22 protein-coding genes are annotated in these 20,877 nt (G+C 65.9%); 7 read left to right on the top strand and 15 right to left on the bottom strand.

Annotated elements, in window-relative coordinates:
- Nucleotides 1–89: 89 nt before the first annotated feature.
- On the top strand, nucleotides 90–1,025 hold the full coding sequence (locus ABZ827_RS13900; RefSeq protein ID WP_357236859.1) for a hypothetical protein: 936 nt from the start codon (nucleotides 90–92) through the stop codon (nucleotides 1,023–1,025).
- 9 nt (nucleotides 1,026–1,034) lie between these two features.
- On the opposite strand, the gene ABZ827_RS13895 is transcribed toward ABZ827_RS13900, so the two are convergent.
- Together ABZ827_RS13895 and ABZ827_RS13890 are read right to left on the bottom strand one after the other, a co-directional pair.
- Nucleotides 1,035–2,438 (bottom strand): MFS transporter, encoded by a 1,404-nt coding sequence (locus ABZ827_RS13895; RefSeq protein WP_357236857.1) that lies wholly within the window; start codon nucleotides 2,436–2,438, stop codon nucleotides 1,035–1,037.
- A 126-nt stretch (nucleotides 2,439–2,564) separates the two neighbouring features.
- Complete coding sequence (locus tag ABZ827_RS13890; protein ID WP_357236855.1) at nucleotides 2,565–3,437, bottom strand: LysR family transcriptional regulator; 873 nt, start codon at nucleotides 3,435–3,437, stop codon at nucleotides 2,565–2,567.
- A gap of 157 nt (nucleotides 3,438–3,594) precedes the next feature.
- Here ABZ827_RS13890 and ABZ827_RS13885 point away from each other — a divergent pair, with 157 nt between their 5' ends.
- Nucleotides 3,595–4,467 carry an aldo/keto reductase family oxidoreductase gene (locus tag ABZ827_RS13885; protein WP_357236853.1) on the top strand — a complete coding sequence of 291 codons (873 nt, stop codon included), beginning with the start codon at nucleotides 3,595–3,597 and terminating at the stop codon, nucleotides 4,465–4,467.
- 31 nt (nucleotides 4,468–4,498) lie between these two features.
- On the opposite strand, the gene ABZ827_RS13880 is transcribed toward ABZ827_RS13885, so the two are convergent.
- On the bottom strand, nucleotides 4,499–5,491 hold the full coding sequence (locus ABZ827_RS13880) for a LysR family transcriptional regulator (protein WP_357236851.1): 993 nt from the start codon (nucleotides 5,489–5,491) through the stop codon (nucleotides 4,499–4,501).
- An 89-nt stretch (nucleotides 5,492–5,580) separates the two neighbouring features.
- On the opposite strand from ABZ827_RS13880, the gene ABZ827_RS13875 reads away from it, so the two are divergent.
- The 3 genes from ABZ827_RS13875 (at nucleotide 5,581) to ABZ827_RS13865 (ending at nucleotide 8,515) form a co-directional block, all read left to right on the top strand.
- A complete protein-coding gene (locus ABZ827_RS13875; protein WP_357236849.1) occupies nucleotides 5,581–6,831 on the top strand; it encodes an FAD-dependent oxidoreductase in 1,251 nt (416 codons plus the stop codon).
- A 61-nt stretch (nucleotides 6,832–6,892) separates the two neighbouring features.
- On the top strand, nucleotides 6,893–8,170 hold the full coding sequence (locus ABZ827_RS13870; RefSeq protein ID WP_357236848.1) for an MFS transporter: 1,278 nt from the start codon (nucleotides 6,893–6,895) through the stop codon (nucleotides 8,168–8,170).
- A gap of 93 nt (nucleotides 8,171–8,263) precedes the next feature.
- Nucleotides 8,264–8,515, top strand: a complete 252-nt coding sequence (locus ABZ827_RS13865; protein WP_357236846.1) for a hypothetical protein — start codon at nucleotides 8,264–8,266, stop codon at nucleotides 8,513–8,515.
- 148 nt (nucleotides 8,516–8,663) lie between these two features.
- On the opposite strand, the gene ABZ827_RS13860 is transcribed toward ABZ827_RS13865, so the two are convergent.
- The 4 genes from ABZ827_RS13860 to ABZ827_RS13845 all read right to left on the bottom strand — a co-directional run bounded on the left by ABZ827_RS13860 (nucleotide 8,664) and on the right by ABZ827_RS13845 (nucleotide 12,788).
- Nucleotides 8,664–9,710 (bottom strand): CoA transferase, encoded by a 1,047-nt coding sequence (locus tag ABZ827_RS13860; RefSeq protein ID WP_357236845.1) that lies wholly within the window; start codon nucleotides 9,708–9,710, stop codon nucleotides 8,664–8,666.
- Nucleotides 9,711–9,762: 52 nt separating this feature from the next.
- A complete protein-coding gene (locus ABZ827_RS13855) occupies nucleotides 9,763–10,719 on the bottom strand; it encodes a TIGR03564 family F420-dependent LLM class oxidoreductase (RefSeq protein WP_357236844.1) in 957 nt (318 codons plus the stop codon).
- A gap of 90 nt (nucleotides 10,720–10,809) precedes the next feature.
- Complete coding sequence (locus ABZ827_RS13850) at nucleotides 10,810–11,211, bottom strand: cobalamin B12-binding domain-containing protein (protein ID WP_357236843.1); 402 nt, start codon at nucleotides 11,209–11,211, stop codon at nucleotides 10,810–10,812.
- Complete coding sequence (locus ABZ827_RS13845; protein ID WP_357236841.1) at nucleotides 11,211–12,788, bottom strand: methylmalonyl-CoA mutase family protein; 1,578 nt, start codon at nucleotides 12,786–12,788, stop codon at nucleotides 11,211–11,213. The genes ABZ827_RS13850 and ABZ827_RS13845 overlap by 1 nt, the downstream gene beginning before the upstream one ends.
- Nucleotides 12,789–12,863: 75 nt before the next feature.
- On the opposite strand from ABZ827_RS13845, the gene ABZ827_RS13840 reads away from it, so the two are divergent.
- Complete coding sequence (locus ABZ827_RS13840) at nucleotides 12,864–13,694, top strand: NAD(P)-dependent oxidoreductase (protein WP_357236839.1); 831 nt, start codon at nucleotides 12,864–12,866, stop codon at nucleotides 13,692–13,694.
- A gap of 22 nt (nucleotides 13,695–13,716) precedes the next feature.
- Here the strand turns inward: ABZ827_RS13840 and ABZ827_RS13835 are convergent, their stop codons facing one another.
- Together ABZ827_RS13835 and ABZ827_RS13830 are read right to left on the bottom strand one after the other, a co-directional pair.
- Nucleotides 13,717–14,436, bottom strand: a complete 720-nt coding sequence (locus tag ABZ827_RS13835; RefSeq protein WP_357236837.1) for a siderophore-interacting protein — start codon at nucleotides 14,434–14,436, stop codon at nucleotides 13,717–13,719.
- A 41-nt stretch (nucleotides 14,437–14,477) separates the two neighbouring features.
- Nucleotides 14,478–14,681, bottom strand: a complete 204-nt coding sequence (locus tag ABZ827_RS13830; RefSeq protein ID WP_357236835.1) for a zinc-ribbon domain-containing protein — start codon at nucleotides 14,679–14,681, stop codon at nucleotides 14,478–14,480.
- Nucleotides 14,682–14,769: 88 nt separating this feature from the next.
- On the opposite strand from ABZ827_RS13830, the gene ABZ827_RS13825 reads away from it, so the two are divergent.
- Complete coding sequence (locus ABZ827_RS13825; RefSeq protein WP_357236834.1) at nucleotides 14,770–15,237, top strand: hypothetical protein; 468 nt, start codon at nucleotides 14,770–14,772, stop codon at nucleotides 15,235–15,237.
- Between the two features lie 463 nt (nucleotides 15,238–15,700).
- Here ABZ827_RS13825 and ABZ827_RS13820 read toward each other — a convergent pair whose 3' ends face one another.
- Genes ABZ827_RS13820 through ABZ827_RS13795 form a run of 6 tightly spaced genes read right to left on the bottom strand, consistent with a single transcriptional unit; the run spans nucleotide 15,701 to nucleotide 20,869 of the window.
- Nucleotides 15,701–16,900, bottom strand: a complete 1,200-nt coding sequence (locus ABZ827_RS13820) for a cytochrome P450 (protein ID WP_357236832.1) — start codon at nucleotides 16,898–16,900, stop codon at nucleotides 15,701–15,703.
- A gap of 37 nt (nucleotides 16,901–16,937) precedes the next feature.
- Nucleotides 16,938–18,185, bottom strand: a complete 1,248-nt coding sequence (locus ABZ827_RS13815) for a cytochrome P450 (RefSeq protein WP_357236831.1) — start codon at nucleotides 18,183–18,185, stop codon at nucleotides 16,938–16,940.
- 2 nt (nucleotides 18,186–18,187) lie between these two features.
- Nucleotides 18,188–18,385 carry a ferredoxin gene (locus ABZ827_RS13810; RefSeq protein ID WP_280426192.1) on the bottom strand — a complete coding sequence of 66 codons (198 nt, stop codon included), beginning with the start codon at nucleotides 18,383–18,385 and terminating at the stop codon, nucleotides 18,188–18,190.
- Between the two features lie 43 nt (nucleotides 18,386–18,428).
- The gene (locus tag ABZ827_RS13805; RefSeq protein ID WP_357236829.1) at nucleotides 18,429–19,268 is read right to left on the bottom strand and encodes an SDR family oxidoreductase; all 840 of its coding nucleotides are present in this window, start codon (nucleotides 19,266–19,268) and stop codon (nucleotides 18,429–18,431) included.
- A gap of 57 nt (nucleotides 19,269–19,325) precedes the next feature.
- Nucleotides 19,326–20,204, bottom strand: a complete 879-nt coding sequence (locus ABZ827_RS13800) for an alpha/beta hydrolase (protein WP_357236827.1) — start codon at nucleotides 20,202–20,204, stop codon at nucleotides 19,326–19,328.
- A gap of 53 nt (nucleotides 20,205–20,257) precedes the next feature.
- On the bottom strand, nucleotides 20,258–20,869 hold the full coding sequence (locus ABZ827_RS13795; RefSeq protein ID WP_357236825.1) for an NADPH-dependent FMN reductase: 612 nt from the start codon (nucleotides 20,867–20,869) through the stop codon (nucleotides 20,258–20,260).
- Between the last annotated feature and the right edge of the window lie 8 nt (nucleotides 20,870–20,877).

Here is a 20,877-nt window from a genome sequence, read left to right as displayed (position 1 = left end):
GATGACCGCTCGGCGTCGGCTGGAATACGATCAAGTTCGTAGGTGGCGGCCGGCGCGGAGCCGTTGTGGAATCGAAGGGACTACGGGGGATGACCGATTCCCAGCACGAAGCCGGCGGCCCGGCGGTGCCCGGCAGCACTGATCCCACTGTGCGGCAACCGGACCCGTACGCCAGTGGCTGGGGAGCCCCGGGCTCGGGCAACTACCAGCCACAGGCGCCCGCACCCGGTGAGCCGGTCACCGGTTACGGCGTACCCGGTCCGGGATACCCGCCGTCGCCTCCGTATCCACCACCGCCGACCGGTAACAGCAGGACGGGGCTGGCCATCGCCGGTGTCCTGGGACTTGTGCTGGTGCTGGTTATCGGTGTGGTGATCGGTTTCGTCGCCGGGGGCGGCGATAGCGACGGTGAATCTGCCGCGGTCACGGCCTCGCCTGGCGCGGCGGCCCAATCCAGCCCGGCCCAGGCCACCACAACGGCTGCCCCGAAACCGGCGCCGGGGATCTATTCGATGAACGGGGTCACCAATGCGTGTGACCTGGTCGATCCCACACCGTTGCACCGGTGGTCGTCCACACCGGACCAACCGCCCTACCATGCCGAAAACCCGCCGAGCACGGACAGCGGCGGCGATATGACATGCCAATTCAGCTACAAGAGTCTGTCGAGCGACGGTGCTCACTACTACCAGGTGGCGATCGAACTCGACGTCGAGTTCACCGCTGCCGGGGCCGCTCCCGCCTACGACGAGTGGAAACTCGGCGACACCGCCGCCGAACCGGGCCACGCCTCGGGAGAGGTCACAGGCATCGGCGCCCAGGGTTACGAGGCGACCTGGGTTACGGACCAGGAGTACTACGGCTCGATGACATATGTCGTGGGCGTACAGGACAGCAACGTGTCGGTGAAGGTAAGAATTCCTGTTATGCGCCAGCTCGGCGAGCCGCAGGTGAGCCTGGACGAGCTCGGCGCGATCGCTCGAAATCAAGCCCAGCGGACGCTCGACAGGCTGCGCACGAAATAGCTGCTCGCCTCACTTCGCTGATTGCACCTCGGGACCACCGCTCATCGGCTGAGCAGGCTCGGCCCGCTCCGAGCCTGCCTGCTCGGCGCCCGCGACGCCCTCCAGCGACCGGATCTGTCCCGGGCGACTCGTGGGTAGTGCGGCGAGGCAGGCACAGGCGATCAGCGCCAGTACGGCGATGTAGACGGAGATGGCCAGTGTCCCGCCGGTTCCCATATAGAGGAGCGTGAGAACGGTGGGAGTCAGGCCGCCACCGAGACTTGCGCCCAGCTGGTAGCACAGCGAGATGCCGCTGTACCGGACGTTGACGTCGAACGCCTCTGCGAAATGCGCGGCGAGAGGTCCGTACATCAGGCCGGCGCCCACGTAGGCGATGGCGATCGTGGCGTAGACAGCCGGCGGAGAACCGGTGTCGAGGAGCAGAAAGAACACGAAGGCATCGGCCGCCATGAACACCGAACCGGCGGTCATGACCACGCGGCGGCCGATTCGATCCGACAGTGCCCCGGACAAGACGATGCTGGGCAACTGCAGTGCCAGACCCACGACGGTGGCGTTGAGCAGGAGTTGACGCGGAAGCTCGAGCGGCCCGGTGGCGTAGCTCAGCGCGTAGGTGAACACGAGATAGACGAAGGCGTTGTAGCTGATACTCACACCGGTGGCCAGCAGGACCTTACGCCAGGAGGTCCGCAGCAGCTCGACGATCGGCAGGCGCGTCAGATTCCGGCCGTGTTGAGCCGATCGGAACGCGGCGGTCTCTGTAATCCTCGAGCGCACGAACAGGCCCACCCCGACAAGGACAATGCTGGCGAGGAAGGGAACGCGCCAGCCCCAGGCCAGGAAGGCCTCCTCATCCAGGCCCGCGAGGAGGGCGAAGGCGACGGTGGCCAGCAGGCCGCCGCCGGATATGCCCACCATCGACCAGCTGCCGTAGAGGCCTCGGCGGCCGGGCGGCGCATGCTCCACTCCGACCAGCGCCGCACCACCCCATTCGCCACCCACGGCCAAGCCCTGCAGGATTCGGCAGAGGAGAAGCAGGATCGGAGCGGCGATTCCGATCTGCTCGTAGGTCGGCAGCGCACCGACCACGATCGTCGCAGTACCCATCGTCAGCACGGTGATGACGAGCAACCGCTTGCGGCCGATCCGATCTCCGAAATGTCCGGCGATGACCCCACCGACCGGGCGAGCCAAGAAACCGGTGAAGAATACGACGAAGGCGAGCAAAGTGCCCACGACCGCATCGGTTTCCGGGAAGAACACCTTGTTGAACACGAGACTTGTCGCGATGGCGTATGCGATGAAGTCGTACTGCTCGACAGCAGTTCCCATGCTGGTCGCAACAGCCAGGGTTCCGAATGCGGGGCGGGTGGTACCGACGGCTGGGTCGGACAGCTTCGTGGACGAGGTCACGGATGAAGCTCCTAGTCGATCAGGTGTAGCCATCCGTGACGCAATCAGCGCCATCCTGGCCGCACCGTTCATATAACGCAACACGTTGCGCGATATATGAATGTAGACCGTGGTACCGGTCACATGTCAAGCACTCGCGTCCTGCCCGAGTTCCAACTGATGAGCTGTTTCCACAAGTCCGGCCAGGGCCGCGGAGTGCGTACCGGCGGGCCAGGCGAGCAGAGTGGTGACCAAGGGGGCGTCGAGGACCGGCACCGCGACGTGTTCCGGCCACTGCCAGGCGCGGCTGGAAGCCGGAATCACCAGGAGGGTTCGGCCGAGCGCGACGAGTTGGGCGAGCTGGGATTGGCTGCGCACCTCGGGGCCCGGCCCCGGCGGGTAGGTGTAGTCGTGACGGGGCCACCGGGCGATGGGCAGATCGGGAACATGGCTGACTTCGGCCATCGTCAGGCTGGTGCGCCGGGCGAGCGGATGCGCCGCCGGCACGATGGCGACCTGGCCCTCGGTGAGGATCTCGGCGCTGTCGAGGCCCATCATCACGTCGAACGGGGCATGCATGATGGCCACGTCCGCACGACCGTCGCGGAGAAGTTGACCCTGCTCACCGATCTCACACAGCAACACGTCGATCTCGGCGGCGCCGGGGCGGGCGGCATGGGCGTCGAGGAGTTGTTTCAGTAGTTCGTGGGACGCGCCGGCTTTCGTGGTGAGCACGAGAGCCGGTTGCGCCGCGGCGGCGCGGCGGGTGCGACGGACGGCGGCGTCGACGGCATCGAGTGCGCGCCGGGCTTCCACCAGCATGGTCTCGCCCGCGGCGGTGAGCGCGACTCCGCGGCGATCCCGTTCCAGGAGAAGGACTCCCAGGCGGCGCTCCAGCTGCTGGATGGCACGGGACAGCGGCGGCTGCGCCATGGTCAGGCGCTCGGCGGCACGGCCGAAATGCAGCTCTTCGGCCACCGCGACGAAGTAGCGCAATTCCCGAGTTTCGAGACCGTCCACACCTCCAGTATGGCCCCTGATACCGGTGCGGTATCAGATCGGATCGGACCCGGTCTTGGACAGGGCCGCCGGGCCGTCCGCACGATTGCATCGGAGCGTCGCGGCGGTCACCGCACGAGTCGCCGGACGATTTCCCCGACCTCACGAAAGGCATACGGTGAGCACAACTTCCCTTCCCGGCGGCACCTGGTCTCTGGGCGATATGACGGTCACGCGGTTCGGCTACGGCGCCATGCAGCTCGCCGGCCCCGGCGTGATGGGTCCGCCCGCCGATCACGACGGTGCCCTCGCCGTCCTCCGCGCGGCCGTCGACCTCGGCATCACACATATCGACACCGCGGACGCGTACGGTCCGCGGGTCACCAACGCGCTCATCCGCGAAGCGCTGCACCCGTATCCCGGATCGCTGCATGTGGCCACGAAGGTCGGGGCGACCCGGGACGAGCAGGGTGGCTGGCCGCCGGCACGCCGGCCCGACCAGCTGCGCCGCGCGATCGACGAGAACCTCGAAAGCCTCGGACTCGACAGACTGGACCTGGTGAATCTGCGCCTCGGTGATGCCACCGGCCCGCGGCCGGGCGCATTGTCCGAGGCGTTCGAAACGCTCGCCGAACTGCGGCGGCAGGGCCTGATCAGGCATCTCGGCGTCAGTAACGCGACGGCGGAACAGGTCGTCGAGGCCCAGGCGATCGCGCCGATCGTCTGCGTGCAGAACATGTACAACCTCGCCTACCGGCACGATGACGAGCTGATCGACCGGCTCGCCGCCGAGGGCATCGCCTACGTGCCCTTCTTCCCGCTCGGGGGATTCAGTCCGCTGCAGTCCGAGGCGCTTTCGGCGGTAGCGAAACGTGTGGATGCCACGCCGATGGCTGTCGCGCTGGCCTGGTTGCTGCAACGGTCGCCGAATATCTTGCTGATCCCGGGGACTTCATCCGCAACTCACTTGCGGGAGAACGTCGCCGGTGCCGGCGTCACGCTCAGCGGCGAGGATATCGCCGAGTTGGAGAACATCAGCGCCCAGGTGTGAAATCGGGGATCGCCGCGGCGGTAGATCCTGATCACCGGTGGTTGCGGCCGACCGGCCCCGGGTTTCCGGATCCGGTCGCGCCCGCGATCGTCTCGCTCACGCTTCGGGCGTATCGGGCGATCAGATCACCACCGGCCGCGACCGCGGCCCGGGTCTGTTCCGGTCGCACCAGCCAGGTGCGCATGGGGAAAGCCGGTTCCACCAGCTCGATCCAGGGCCAGCCCGGGAGGAGACGGTGCGCGCTGGACTCACTGAGGAGTACCGCGTGTGATCCGGTGGCTTCCGCACAGGCCAGGGCGTTTTCGACGAAGGACGCGAACTGCCAGATCGGGGCGATACCGGCCTCGTAGGCTACCGAGATCAGCCGGTCGTGCTCGGCCGGGATCTGCTCGCGGGCGTGGGCCAGCACGCGGAGGTTGTCGAGTTCGACCAAGGGGCACGTTTCCCGTTCGGCCAGTGGATGATTCGGCCGGACCGCGAGTCCGAACGGCTTCTCGAACAGTTCGACCGAATACAGATTCGACGGCGGGTTCTGGTGGACAATACCGATATCGAGCCGGCCTTCCTGCACCGAACGCAGTTGAGCGCTGCTGTTCGCGTCGCTGAAATCGATTCGGATATCGGGGGTTTCGTTGTGGAAGGCGCGGATGAGCCCTGCCAGCCAGTCGGCCGGTAGTCCCGGCGGCAGGCCGATGGAAATGAGTTCACGGGCCGCCGAGGCCGAGCGGGCCACATCGCGAGTAGCGGCCGCCAACCCGAGGAGGCGGGCCGCGTGCTGGTAGAGAGCGGCACCGGCCGGCGTCGGTTCCACACCGCGCGGTACCCGGTCCAGGAGGTCGATACCGCATTCCCGCTCGAGCTCTTTGATCTGCCGGGTGAGTGCCGGCTGCGACATCATGAGGCGATCCGCCGCGCGGGAGATCGAGCGTTCTTCGACCACTGCCACGAAGTATCTGAGATGGCGTAACTCCACCACCTCAGCTTGCCATACCCGACAGGTATGCCCGGTCGCCGAAATAGGCATTGGACGCCGGGTGGAGGTATCGCAGAGAGTTGTGACTCAGTCCACAGGAGTTACCCGGCGGCCGCCGGGCCAGGGATAGGAGCTCAACGGTGACGCTCACCGAGCATGTCGATGTCGTAGTTGTCGGCGGTGGCGCCGGCGGTATCGCGGCGGCCGTCGGCGCCGCACGCAGTGGCGCGCGGGTCCGGTTGATCGAGCGGTACCCGTTCCTGGGCGGGGCGGCGACGAACAGTTCGGTCCTCACATTCTGCGGTTTCTTCGATCAGACCCACGAAACCGTCGTCGCCGGAGTGGGCGGGGAAGTCCTGGACCGGCTGCGTGCTCGCGGGGTGTACGCCGAGAAGGTCATGGGCTGGACCGGTAACCGGATCGTGCTGCTGGACGCCGAAACCACGAAGATCGTCTGCGATGAGATCGTCGCCGATGCCGGGGTCGAGACCCGGCTGCACTCGACTCTGATCGGTGCGACCAGGCGCGACGGCGTGATCACCGAGATCGAGGTGGCCCACCGGGGCGGCACCGAGCGACTGACCGCCGATGCGTTCATCGACGCCAGCGGTGACGGTTCGCTGCTGGCGCTCGCCGGAGCGGCGGTGCGCACGGTGGACCTCCCGGACCGGCAGACGAATACCCTCGCCTGCCGTTTCGGCGGGGTCACCGAGGATGCCGACCTCTCGACCGACGGGATGCGCGCCGCGGTGGCCGCCTATATCGAGGAAACCGGCGCCGAGCTGCCCCGCGACCACGGTATCGCCGTGCGGCTGCCGGTGACCGGTGAGGTGATGGCACTGCTCGTCGACGAACATTTCGACACCCTCGACCCGCGGCAGATCAGCGCCGCGGAAGCCAGTGCGCGTGCCCAGTCGTGGCGCTACCTCGACGCGATGCGCAAGGGTATGGCCGGGTGGCAGCAGGCCTACCTGGTGACGTCGGGCCCGCAGATCGGCATCCGGGAAAGCCGGCGGCTGGTCGGCAAGACCATGATCACCGCCGCGGATGTCCGGCAGGCCCGCAAGCGCCCGGACGAATCCATCGGACGCTGCGGCTGGCCGATCGAGGACCACGCCGGACCGGGCGTGACCAATTACGAGGAGATCGATGGTGGGCGCTGGTACGACGTCCCCTACGATGCCATCCGGTGCGCCGATACCGGCAATGTGTGGGGCGTCGGCCGGTTGACCAGCTCGGATGATGAGGCATTCGCCTCGGTCCGCGTGATGGGCACCGCGTTCGCCACCGGGCACGCCGCGGGGATCGCCGCCGCGCAGCACAGCGACGGCCGGCACCACGACCTGCCCGCCATCCGGCGCGCGCTGCTCGAGCAGGGCGCGATCGTATGAGCCGGCAGCACGTGTCACCCCACCAGCCATTGATTCGCGGATCGGAACCGGAGCGTCGAGTATGAGTGTCGTTCAGCAATCCTCCCCATATCGGTGGGTTGTCCTCACGATGTGCTGGGCCGCCTTCACCATGACCTCGGTCGACCGTTCGACCTGGGGCCCGGCCTCGGCATCGGTCAGCGATTCCCTCGCCGTGCCGATCGCCGCCATCGGTATCTTCGCGACCTGCTACTACATCGGCTACGTCGCCTCCAACGCCTTCGGTGGATTCCTCACCGACTGGCTCGGCGGACGCATGATCCTGTCGCTCACCGGACTGGTCGCGGGCTCGTTCATGATCGTTTTCGGCACCATCGAATCCATCACGGCCGGATTGATCGTGCAGGGCATCGTGGGATTGTTCGCCGGCGCCGACTACGCGGGCGGGCTCAAACTCATCGCGACCTGGTTCACGCCGACCCAGCGCGGGTTCGCGATGGGTGTCTTCATGACGGCGACCTCACTCGGCACCGTCATCGCCAACGCCGTCGTACCGCGGCTGATCGAGGCCGCGAGCTGGCGCGAGTCGTACCACGTGTTCGGTATCGCGACCGTCGTGATCAGCGTCCTGTGTTTCTTCCTGCTCAGGGATCGCCCGAACGGCCAGGAGCAGCAGGCGGAACCGCAGAAGCCCCGGGTTCGCTCCAGCGCTCTGCCGAACCTGCGTCCGCTGCTGCGCAACCGCGATCTGCTCCTGCTGGCCATTACGGGCTTCGGCGGTTTGTGGGGCACCTACGGATTCGTGACCTGGTCGAATACGCTCATGGTCAAGGCCAACGGTATCGATCCGGTCGACGCCGGGACGGTTCTGGTGATCTTCGCCGGGGTCGCGGTCGTGGCGAAACCGATGGTCGGATGGGTTACCGACCAATTCCGGCTGGGTCAGAAACTGCCGATCATCGTGATCCTGGTCGTCTTCGGCGGCACCCTGCTGACCTTCGGGTCGCTGTCCAGCCTCACCCAGTTCCTGTGGTGCGCGCCGCTGCTGGGCCTGGGCGCCTACGCCTATTCGCCGCTCACCGCCGCGTTGACCCCGGCCCTTGCGGGACGGGACCTCGTCGGATCGGCCGCCGGCGGCGTCAACGCGGTCTGGCAGCTCGGCAGTGTGGTCGTGCCCGCGGTCGTCGGCTTCGTATTCCACGCCACCGACTCGTTCTACGCCGCCTTCATCGTCCTGGCGGTCGGCCCGTTCATCGGCGCGGCCACCTGCTGCTTCATCCGCTCCGATAGACCCCGGAGAAGCGCCGGCGGTGACACCGGCCGACCGAACCCGGCAGTTGATCACAAGGTCTCCGTGTAGCCGCGCGTAACCGACAGGATCGACCTCGCCTCCGGAAATCGATCCGGAGGCGAGGTCGTTCCGCATCGACATTTCGGATGCTATACCCACATCATGAATGCTGAGTTCTCGCACAGCGATGGGTCCTGGAGCATTGTCTCGGTCAGCCCGACCGCTGAATTATCAGGCGCGAGCAGCGAGCGCATGAGCGATCCCGGCATACCGAATTCGCTCCAACCAGCGGTACAGCGCCGGATCGAGCGCGACAACCTCGACGAATTGATCGCTGACTTCGATAAACGCAATGGGCCGGCCGACGCGGCAGCGGTAGCTGCCAAACATGCCGAGTTGACTCGTGCCGGCTGACCGATGCGACACCGCTGACCTCATCCTCGATCTCGATTACATACAGCACCACCTCGGCGCGACGCGACCACGCTCGATACCCGACATCAGGACGCACTGACGATCGGCCTCCGCAGGGTCCGGTGGCTTCGGGTGATGCGAGATGGCGTCAGGCCGCGGAGCCTCCGTGTTCGCCGAGGCGGGGCGGCCGGCGGTAGTCAGGGGTCCAGCCGGATACCCGGATCGAGGAGGCGACGAGGCGGTGCTCGCCTGCCCGGACGACCATTTCGGGGGTCGCTTCGAGTGCCTGCGGGAGAGTGCGGACCGCGGCGGCGGGGACACCGAGGGGCCGGAGGCGGGATTCCCAGGAGGCGGCGGTGTCGGTGGACAGGGCGTCGGTCACCAGAGTCAGGACTTCGTCGCGGTGCGCGACCCGGTCGGCCATGGCTTCGAAACCGGTGAGCCCGGCTTCCTTCGCGAAGGATTTCCAGAAGCCGTCGTGGGTGACGAACAGGGCCAGGTAGCCCTCAGCGGTCGGGAACAGCTGGGCGGGCACGTAATACGAGTGTGCACCGTTCGGCCGGCGCTGCGGTTCGACGCCGTTGTCGAGGTAGGCGGCGGCGTGATAGTTCAGCTGGGAGAGCATCACATCGCGTAGCGATACGTCGATCTGGCCGCCCTTCCCCGAGACGATCTGGGCGAGCAGGCCGAGCGCGGCGGTGAGTCCGGTGGAGTTGTCGGCGGACGAATAGCCGGGCAGGGTGGGTGGTCCGGCCGGATCTCCGGTGAGTGCGGCGACGCCGGTGGACGCCTGCACCACGTAATCGAATGCGGGGTCGTCACCGTTGTCGAGCCCGAAACCGGTGAGAGCGACGCAGACGATGCGCTCGTTGTGGTGGCGCAGGGCATCGTAGGTCAGACCCAGTTTGCGGATCGCCGACGGTTTCAGATTCACCAGGAGCGCATGGGATTCGGCGGCCAGCTCCCCCAGCCGTTCCTGCCCCTCGGCAGAAGCCAGGTCCAGGCAGATACTGCGTTTACCGCGGTTGAGGCTGGCGAAGTACGAGTCGCTGACCTTGCGGGAGATATCACCGCCGGCGGGCTCGAGTTTGGTCACCTCGGCGCCGAGATCGGCGAGCATCATGGTCGCGTACGGGCCGGCCAGCATGGTGCCCACCTCGAGCACCCGGATTCCGGCCAGCGGCCCCTTGCTCATCGAAGCTCCTCCGGGACGGGGCGATACGGTCGGCGAAGGCGGAGGTATCGCATCATCGGAGGTCCTCGGCGATCTGCGCGATCATTTCGCGGGTACGCCGTTTCGAGGCGACCAGTTCGTCCCGGTTGTCACCGATCGGCAGGAGACGCACGGACAGGTCGGTGGCGCCGGCCTCCGCGTAACGGCGCAGTCCGGCCGCGATCGCTTCCTCGTCACCGGCGATGCAGATATCACCGACGTTCTTGGCGTCGCCCTTGTCCAGGAGCCGCTGATAGTTCGGGGAGACCTCGGCTTCGCCGAGGATACGGTTGGCGCGCTCGCGGGCGGTGTCGACCTCACCGGAAGCACACAGGCAGATGGGCAGACCGGCCACAATGCGCGGTGCCGCGCGACCGGCGTCCGCGGCGGCCTTGGTGATCCGCGGGACCACATGGTCGCTGATGGCGCGTTCGTCGGCCATCCACAGGATCGTGCCGTCGGTATGTTCACCGGCGATCCGCAGCATGACCGGTCCGAGCGCCGCGATCATCAGCGGCAGCGGGGCCACCGGACCGAGATCCAGCTGATTGTTCACGGTGAAGCTGCCGTTGGAGACCTGCACCGTTCCGGGGCCGTTCAACGCCGGGTTCAGTACTTCGAGATAGTCGCGGGAGTACGCGGCCGGCTTCTCGTAGGGAAGTCCGAGCATGTCCTGCACAATCCAGTGGTGCGAGGGACCCACACCCAACGCGAGCCGTCCGCCGGCCACCGCGTGCGCCGAGAGCGCCTGGCGGGCCAGAGCGATCGGATGCTGGGCTTGCAGCGGCACCACCGCGGTCCCGAGTTCGATCCGTTCGGTCACCGAACCGAGCAGCGCGATAGTTACCAGCGCGTCGAAATCCGTGGGCATCTGCGGAATCCACGCGGTGTCCATACCGGCCGATTCGGCCCATTTGATGTCGTCGACCATCCGGGCGGCCTTGCGCGCGGTATCGCCGCGCTCGGGTCCGATCATCACACCGATACGCACGATTCCTCCACTCTCACAAATGATTCAAGGGGAGCCGCCGCCCACCGTCACGGCGGCGGCTCCGGGCCCGGACGCGAGGCGTCCGGGAGATCAGGACGGGGCCGTTGTCCCGGTGAGTTCCCGCATCGCGGTGACCAGCACATCGAGCGCCGTACCGGTCGGGAAGACGGCGGCCGCGCCCACTTCCTGCAACTTCTCGATATCGCCCTGCGGGATGGTGCCGCCGACCACGACCGCGATATCCCCGGCGTCGGCCGCACGCAGCGCGTCGACCACCCGCTTCGTCAGCGCGATATGGGCACCGGACAGAATGCTCAGCCCGACCACTGCCACGTCTTCCTGCACCGCGATCGAGACGATGTCCTCGATGCGCTGGCGGATCCCGGTGTAGACGACCTCGAATCCGGCGTCACGCAGGGTGCGGGCGACGATCTTCGCGCCCCGGTCGTGGCCGTCCAGACCCGGTTTCGCGACCAGGACACGCGCGGCCATCAGAACACCACCGGCTGCTGGAATTCGCCCCACACCGATTTGAGGGCGGCGGTCATCTCGCCCACCGTGCAGTAGGCGTTGGCACAGTCGATCAGACGATGCATGAGGTTGTCGTCTCCTTCCGCACCCCGCGACAGTGCGGCCAGGGTGTCGCGTACGGCGGCGGAATCTCGTTCGGCTTTCACCTTGGCCAGCCGTTTCAGCTGGGTTTCCCGTCCGTCGGCGTCGAGTTCGTAGGTGGAGATCTCCGGTGCGGGTTCATCGGAGACGAATTTGTTCACACCCACGATCGGTTTGGCGCCGGATTCGATCTCCTGGTGCAGTTTGTAGGCTTCGTCGGCGATCAGGCCCTGCAGGTATCCGTCTTCGATCGCCCGGACCATCCCGCCCCGGTTGTCCAGGTCGGTCATGATCTCCTTGATGGCCTCTTCGGTCTTGTCCGTGAGCGCCTCGACGAAATACGAACCGCCCAGCGGATCGGCCACCCGGGTCACCCCGGTCTCGTAGGCCAGGATCTGCTGGGTGCGCAGCGCCATGGTCGCCGATTCCTCGCTGGGCAGCGCGAACGGCTCGTCCCAGGCCGCGGTGAACATCGACTGCACCCCGCCGAGCACCGCCGCCATTGCCTCGTAGGCGATGCGGACGAGGTTGTTCTGTGCCTGCGGAGCGTAGAGCGAGGCACCGCCGGCTACACAGCCGAACCGGAACATCGATGCTTTATCCGTTGTCGCGCCGTAGCGTTCGCGCACGATGGTCGCCCAGCGTCTGCGCCCGGCGCGGTACTTGGCGACCTCTTCGAAGAAATCGCCGTGGGTGTAGAAGAAGAACGAGATCTGCGGGGCGAACTTCTCGATACTCATCCGGCCGCGTTCGACGACGGTATCGCAGTAGGTGACACCGTCGGCGAGGGTGAACGCCATCTCCTGGACCGCGGTCGCGCCGGCGTCGCGGAAATGCGCGCCCGCCACCGAGATCGCGTTGAACCGCGGCACCTCCGCGGCACAGAACTCGATGGTGTCGGCGATGAGTCGCAGAGAGGGCTGCGGCGGCCAGATCCAGGTGCCGCGGGAGGCGTATTCCTTGAGGATATCGTTCTGGATGGTGCCGGTGAGCTTCTCCCGGGGCACACCCTTCTTCTCCGCCGCGGCCACGTAGAGCGCGAGCAGGATCGCGGCCGTGCCGTTGATGGTGAAGCTGGTGCTGATCTTGTCCAGCGGGATGGAGTCGAAGAGGATCTCGGCGTCGGCGAGGGTGTCGACCGCGACACCGACGCGCCCGACCTCCTCCCCCACTTCGGGATCGTCGGAGTCGTAGCCGCATTGGGTGGGCAGGTCCAGCGCGACCGACAAGCCGGTGCCGCCCTGTTCCAGTAGATAGCGGTAGCGCCGGTTGGACTCTTCGGCGGTGCCGAATCCGGAGTACTGCCGGAAGGTCCACAGCCGTCCCCGGTAACCGGTGGCGTAGTTGCCCCGGGTGAACGGAAACGCGCCGGGCGCGGGTGGTTCGGTATGCCGGTCGTCCGGCCCGTAGACCGGATCGAGCGGGATACCCGAGGAGGTATGGACTGCGTCGTTCATCGTTGAATACGATACTTGCAGAAAATGAGAATGCCAATACCGCTTCGCGCGAACGCGTAATCGACCAGGAGTGACATGTCGACCGATCAGCAGAACTTCACCGACCGGACCCTGGTGGTCTCCGGCGCCAGCCGCGGTATCGGACTGGCCATCGCCCTGTCCGCGGCCCGCCGCGGCGCGAATGTGGTGATCCTGGCCAAGACGGCGGAACCCCACCCGAAGCTGCCGGGCACGGTGCATACCGCGGTCGCGGAGATCGAGGCGGCCGGCGGTAAGGCGGCGGCCGTGGTGGGCGATGTCCGGGAGGAGGCCGATATCGCACGGGTCGTGGAGACCGCGCTGGAACGCTTCGGTCGTATCGACTACTGCGTGAACAACGCGAGCGCCATCGCCACCGACCCCACCGAAAAACTGTCGGCGAAGAAGTTCGACCTGATGCAGCAGATCAATCTGCGCGGCACATTCCTGCTGACCCGGGCCTGCCTACCGCATCTGCGCCAGGCGCCGAACCCGCATATCCTCACCGTCGCACCACCCCTGAACACCAGCCCCCGCTGGCTGGGCGCCCATCCCTCCTACACGCTCTCCAAGTACGGGATGACACTGCTGACGCTCGGCTGGGCCGCGGAATACGCCGAGGCCGGAATCGCCGCGAATTGCCTGTGGCCGCAGACCTATATCGCGACCTCCGCCGTCGCGAATCTCCCCGACGGCACGAACCTGCTGGAAGCCTCCCGCAGCCCGCGGATCATGGGCGACGCGGCCGCCGACATCCTGTCGCGCGATGCCAAATTCAACACCGGCAACTGCTATATCGACGCCACCGCGCTCATCGAATCCGGGCGCACCGACCTCACGGAGTACGGCGGCGGTGCGAACCCGATCCCCGATATGTTCCTCGACTGAAGGGTGGCCGGGCTGAACCCGGCTACTTCCAGTAGGCCTGATATTTGATCGATTCCCTGGGCAGCCGGTGCCCGGCCTTGAATGTCTTGACTATGGACCGCGTGGTGCGCCCATCGCAGGCGACCCAGGCGAAAGCGCCTTCCGGGCAGGTGATCCGCTCGGCCTGCTCACGCATCAGACGGCCGTCGTCCACCCGCTGCAACCAGGTGACCTCGTGCGCGGCCCCGGCGTGCACCGGCAGGCCGGGATCGGATTCGTACTGCCATTCCAGCCATACCCGGGCCGGAATATCGCCGAGTGCGGTGAGCAGCGAGTTGACAGCGGGCAGCGAGGCGGTATCACCGAAGACGAGGAATTCGGCGGGCGCCGGATGCGGCACCTCGAATCGGGACGCGCCGACACCTTTCGCCATCACACTCGCCTCGAGTACGTCACCCACCTCGGCGTTCTCGGCCCATACTGAGGCCGGGCCGTAGTGCAGCGCGAATTCGATATCGAAGGTGTCGTTTTCGGGGTCCTGATCTATCAGCGTGTATCCGCGCTGCCGGAAATTACCCTGACCGTCATCGAACCACAGCCGGATCCACTGGGTGGGATGGACGGGGTGATCGGCGAGCAGCCCACCGGCGGTGAATCCCACTCGGATGTATTTGTCGGTGATGGACCGAACCGACGTGACGGTCAGTGTGTAGTTGTCCGCACGCCAGGCCTTCATCATCAGGCCTTCGAAGCCTTTACTCATGGAACTCAGGTTAGCCTAACCACGCCCGTTTGCGGCTCGGCTCAGACTTCGACCGCAGTGCCGCAGATGCCGCAGACCTCGAGCTGCCGGCGCTTCCAGCGTGCGACCGGAACAAAGAACAGCGTGAACTGTTTGAACTCCCGCATCCGTAGCCACTGGGTCGTGTTGTGGCAGCGCGGGCAGGTCCGGGTCTCTCCGGAGCCGAGGTTCTGCCGCTTGGTGCCGAAACCGAAGATGAAGAACACCCGGCCAGCCTAACGGGCGAATCATGGAGCCGCCGACCGGAAGGACTGGGAGTGCTGAACTAATTCAGCACAGTGTTACACTGGGTCCATGAGCGCGATGAAGAGCCTGCCGTTCAGCGAGTTGGTGCGGAAGCAGACAGCGGTTTTCCCACTACTCGCCGACGCCGATGTGCTCCTGGAGCGCAGAGATGCCGAAAACGTCGTCCTGATGCGCGACGAGCGGTATCGCGCGATGGACGGTGCTCTACAACTTGCCGCCCGATCGCTCGGACTCGTAGCCAAAGCGAACCGTCGATTGGCCGAAGATGTCCTGGCGGAAGAGCTACCTTGGCTACGTTGGCTACCGGCCGAACACCGGCCCGAAGCAATCGGAGAACTCCTCGATGATCTGCTCGCCGGAGCAGACACCGGGCACTACCTGCCGTTCCTCAGGGACCTGATCGCATGGAAGCACACCGCCGAGATCTACACGGACCCAGCACTGGTAGCGCAGCTGAGCGGTCCGTTCGACACCTCTGATTTCACGGAGGTCGACCGCCCGGGTAGGCGCAGATGATCCGTCACAAGCGAGGAGATGACGTCCCTCGACCCAAACCGTGGCGAGTGCTCCTGCACAACACAGATTCCGCGCGTGGCTGGTCCGAACTGGAACGGCAGGCGGTCGAGGCACTGGACCGCGCGTGGGTCGCAATTACCTCCGAACCGCGCAGTGTCCAGAATCCGGCCCGTCAGCACAGACTGAAGGCGACTCTCAGCGCTGTGAAGATCGACGGGGCAGAACTGGAGCAGTGGCAATACGAGGTCACAAGCGGGGCACGAATCTGGTACGCGATCGACGACCAACGGCGGACGTTGTGGATTACCAAGGCCGAAACCGGTCATCCAGGAATAACAGATCGAGGCAAGGGGGGCGGCCGACGCATCCGGTAATCAACCCCCACTCCGAGAGATAAGGGGCTGGACATCCAGTGGCCGGGGCGGAGTACATCGACCTTTCCGCCCCGGCTACCGGTTCCCACTCAGAAGGATGCCGGCATGCTTTCCCAGCCACGCACCGTCGAGGTCGGCGAGAGTTTCGCGTTGGTGAGATCGGGTTCCCATTCCGGGAAGCGTTTCAGGATCTCTTCCAGGGCGACTCTGCCCTCCAGCCGCGCGAGGGCCGAGCCCATGCAGAAATGGGTGCCGACACTGAACGCGAGATGCGGTTTGCTTTCCCGGTGGATATCGAAAACATCACCATCGGGGTCGAATTGGCGATGGTCGCGGTTGGCGGCGCCGATGAGCAGCATCATCGCACTGCCCTCGGGCACCGTCTGACCGTGGTATTCGATATCCCGGGTGACATAACGGGCCACGTGCGGAGCCGGCGGTTCGAAGCGCAGCAGTTCTTCGATGGCAGCGGGGATCAAGGACGGGTTCTGGGCCAGTTCGCGGCGCTGGTCGGGGTGCTCGGCGAGTACCTTTCCGGCCCAGCCGATCAGCCGGGTGGTGGTTTCGTTGCCGGCGCCGGAGACGACGTTGATATAGGTGAGGATTTCGTCGCGGGTGAGATGGCGCAGCGTACCGGTCTCGTCTTCGAATTCGACATTCAGCAACTCGGAAATAATATCGTCCGAGGGGTTCTCGGTGCGCCAGTCGACGTACTTCTCGAAGAGCTCACCGCTGACCATGCCCTCCGTGGACGCCTTCATCGGCTTGCCCTCTTCGGTGCGCATCTGGTCATTGGCGAAATCGCGGACGGCTTCCTGATCCTCCTCCGGAATACCGAGCAGCATGCCGATGGTGCGCATCGGCATCTGGGCGCCGAGATCGGCGATGAAATCGATCTTGCCGGTGCCCACCAGCGGGTCGAGGCTCTGGCAGCAGAATTCCCTGATCTTGTCCTCGAGCGCTTTGATCTTGCGCGGCGTGAACATCCGGGACAGTAGTTTGCGGTGCATGGTGTGGATCGGCGGATCCTCGAAAATGATGACGCCCGGCGGTATTTCGATATTCGCCTTGATCAGTTCGATGATCGCGCCGCGGGCCGAGCTGAAGGTGTCCTTGTCGATCAGCGCGGCGTTGACGTCGGCGAACCGGCTCAGAGCGTAGAAATCGTGGGTTTCGTTGTAGTACAGCGGTTTTTCCTCGCGGATCCGCTTGAACATGGGGTACGGGTCGGCATTCAGCTCGACATCGTAGGGGTCGTAGTAGACGTCAGTGGGCGCAGTGGTGGTCACGGCTGATATTTCCTCTCGGCGCAGTTGTTTCGGCGGATCACCACGTCACCGGCAGGCGGTACAGACCGTAGGCCAGCTTGTCGTGTTTGAATTCGACCTCGTCGAGCGGAATGGCGAGCCGCATGGTCGGAATCCGCTTCAGCAGGGTTTTGAAAACGATCTGCAGTTCCACCCGGGCCAGCTGCTGGCCCACGCACTGGTGCGGGCCGAAACCGAAACCGACATGCAACCGGGCGGGACGGGTGAGATCCAGAGCGTCCGGATTCGGGAACTGGTTCGGATCCCAGTTCGCGGGCGCGAGGTCGATGATCACGCCCTCGCCGGCCTTGATGGTGTGCCCGCCGATCTCGATATCGTCGAGGGCCACCCGGCGCTGCCCGTTCTGGATGATGCTCAGATACCGCAGCAGTTCCTCGATCGCGTTCGCGACGACCTTGGGGTCATCGGTATCGCGCAGCAGGGCCAGCTGGTCCGGGTTCTCCAGGAGCGCGAGCGTACCCAGCGAGATCATATTTGCGCTGGTCTCGTGCCCGGCGATGAGCACGCCGGTGCCGATCTGCGCGGCTTCCTTCATGGAGATCTCACCGGCGGTGACCCGTTCGGCGAGTTCGGTGACCATATCCTCGGCCGGATTCTCCATTTTGGATTTGATCAGGTCGATCAGATACCGCGCCAGACCCACTCGCCCCTTCGCGGATTCCTCCGCGGTAGCGAAACGGGACACGCCGGTCGTCGCATGTTGCTGGAAGAATTCGTGGTCTTCGTAGGGCACGCCCAGCATTTCGCTGATCACCAGCGAAGGCACCGGCAGGGCCAGTGCCTCGACGAGATCCGCGGGCTGCGGACCGGCGAGGACGGCGTCGATATGGTCGTCGGTGATCTGCTGGATCGCCGGTCGCAGTGCGTCGACCCGTTTCACCGTGAAGGGTTTGGTCATCATCCGGCGGAAGCGGCTGTGTTCCTCGCCGTCGGTATTGAACACCGAGCGGGCCCGGTGATTCACCATTTCGAGCATGCCCTCGTTCCAATGCGGGAAACCGGGCTGGTGATCGTCGGTGCTGATCCGCGGATCGGACATGAGAGATTTGAGTTCGGCGTAACCGGTGACCAGCCACGGGGTGCTGCCGTCCCAGATCCGGACGCGGGACAGCGGGCGTTCGGTCACCAGCCCGAGCACCTCGGGCGGCGGCGCGAACGGACAGCCGGCCGCCCGTTCCATCGGGTACTCCAGGATCGCCCCGGTATCGGATACGGCGCGGGTCTCGGACCCTGACGTATTCGTCATTGTCACTCCTCGTTGACGTGAATGGCCATGGCGGGGCAGACGGCGGCCGCTTCGCGGACTTCGTCGGCGAGGTCGTCCGGGGGGTTCTCGTCCAGCAGGACGACGATTCCGTCTTCCTCCCGCTGATCGAATACCGCGTCGGCCGCCATCACGCAGTGCCCGGCGGCAATGCATTTCCCTTGTTCGACAGTCACTTTCATGACGGGCTCTTTCTCGGGTGGAGGGGGTCGGGGCTGGTTCCACTCATGATTTCGCGGCGGCGGAACCGTTGGCCTCCGCTGAACTTCGCCGCATGACGGGTTTGCCGGCGGTGGTGCCGCCGTCGACAGCCAGTACCGTTCCGGTCAGATAGCGGGATCGATCACCGGCGAAGTAGACGGCGGCCTCGGCGACATCCTCGGGGGTGCCTTCGCGGGGCAGCGGGCGGTCCCGGTTCATCATCTCGCGCATGGCCCGGGTCATCCGTTCGGCTTTCTCCGGCGACATGGTGGTGGACGCCTTGGCGAGCAGATCGGTCGGGATATTGCCGGGGGCGATGCAGTTCACCCGCACATCGTGCTGGGCCAGTTCGATCGCCGCGGATTTCGTGAAATGGATGACCGCCGCCTTGGAGGCGCGGTAGGTCATCACCCCGCCGCCGGCCTGCACACCGCCCACCGACGACAGGTTGATGATCGAACCGCCGCCGTTTTCGGCCATATGTTTCGCGGCCAGCCGGGTACCGGCCATGACACCGAGTACGTTCACCGACATCACGCGGTGGAAATCGGCGAAATCGTCGTGCAGGATGCTCTTGTGCATCGTGCCGGAGATACCGGCGTTGTTACATATGATGTGCAGTCCGCCGAATTCCTGTACGGCGAGGTCCACGAGGTGGCCGATCTGTTCGGGGTCACCGACATCGGTGGTGCGGAACAGGGCCCCGGGACCGCAGCGATCCGCCAGGGCCGAACCGGCGTCACCGTCGATATCACCGATGACGACCCGGGCGCCCTCGGCAACGAACCGTTCGACCATGGCGCTGCCCAGTCCGGACGCGCCGCCGGTGATCACCGCGACCTTTCCCGCCAACTCGTTGCCCATACGCTGCTCTTCCTCTCGTAACGACATACCCTCCGCCGATCCCGGCGCGGCTTCGGCTCATCCGCTGTGTGCGTACTCCGAAGCCGATCCGGTGCGGGACTGCTCGTCCAGGAATTCCAGGAGCAGCGCGTTCACCGCTTCTGGGCGTTCCAGTTGCGGGCAGTGGCCGGCGTCGGCGATCACCGCCGACCGGGCGTCCGGTATCCGGGCGGCGACCTCGGCGGACCAGCCGCGCGGCAGGAGTTTGTCGGCACCACCCTCGACGACCAGGGTCGGTACCCGGATACGTTCGAACGGCCGGTCCCCCGGTCCGGCCGGCGCCTCGGCTCCGGGGCGCCGGAACCGCGCGGCCGCGATCGCCTCCCAGGCTCCGGGCGCGGTCGCCGATTCGAACCGGCGCAGCACATAGTCCTCGTCGGCGGGATGGGCCGGCGAGGCGAACAGGGCGGTGACGATCGCGCGCATGGCGGGAAGAGTGGCGTCGAAATCGTAGAGGGCGCGCATATGTTCGTTGGCCTGGATCTGCCCGCCACCGCAGATCGTCACCATGGCGCGCACCGGCAGCCGTGGATTCTCGGACGTGGTGTCGGCGAGCAGATTCACCGCGCCCATCGAATTGCCGATGAAGAAGGCCGACTCGATCCCGAGCACATCGCAGAACCGCGCGATATGCCGGATACGCATACCGCGTCCATCGGTGAAATCGACAACCTTCGCGGATTCGCCGAAGCCGAGCATATCGGGGGCGAAGACGTGATACCGCTGCGCGAGCGCGGAAATAGTATGTTCCCAGCCTATTTCGGCACTCGCCCCGAATTCCCCGCCGTGCAGCAGGACAACCGGTTCGCCCGAACCCGCTTCGAGGAAATGGGTATGCAGACCATCGACCCGGACCGTCCGATGCTCGAACCCACTCATGCTCTGCCGATCGGGCATGACCGAGGGCCCTCCGTGGTTACGCTCCGCTGCCGCCTCCGGGCCTGACTCGTTCATGCCGTGCCGATCGGCTTGGCACTGGTGAGCACCTGCACGGCCAGCAACTCGAGCTGACCCTGCACCCCGGTATCGACCAGCGCACCGGACTCGTCCCAGATCTTGTCCGCCGAGTTGATCGCGACCCCGATCGGGGTGGGCCAGGCGCGCAGCGCGTGCCCGATACCGCGCAGCTGGCCCAGCGTGCCGACCGCGGCCTGCCAGCCGTAGGCGCAGGTAATACAGCCCCAGGGCTTGTTGTCCAGGTAGACCGTGGGATCGGTGCGCATATCCTCGACATAGTCGAGCGCGTTCTTCACCAGCCCGGAGATCGCACCGTGATAGCCGGGCGATCCGACGATCACCGCGTCGGCGGTACGCAACGCCTCCACCAGGGCCACGGCCTGCGGGGTGCGGGCCGGATCGTGCGGGTTGTACATCGGCAGGTTGATATCCTCGCCGCTGAACAGCGCGGTACGCCCGCCGCGGCGCTCGACCTCGTCCAGGCAGTGCCGCAGCGCTCGTTCGGTCGAGGAGTTCGCGCGCAGCGTCCCGCCGAGTCCGACAACGAACGGCTTTGTCTCCGTATCGAGTTCAGTGCGATCCACCACAGTGCTTCCCACGGTCATAACCGGTC

The organism is Nocardia sp. NPDC019395, assembly GCF_040632335.1.
In the GTDB taxonomy this organism is placed as follows: Bacteria; Actinomycetota; Actinomycetes; order Mycobacteriales; family Mycobacteriaceae; genus Nocardia.
The sequence above is the reverse complement of the archived record's forward strand: the minus strand, read 5'-3'. Positions and strand labels throughout refer to the sequence as shown.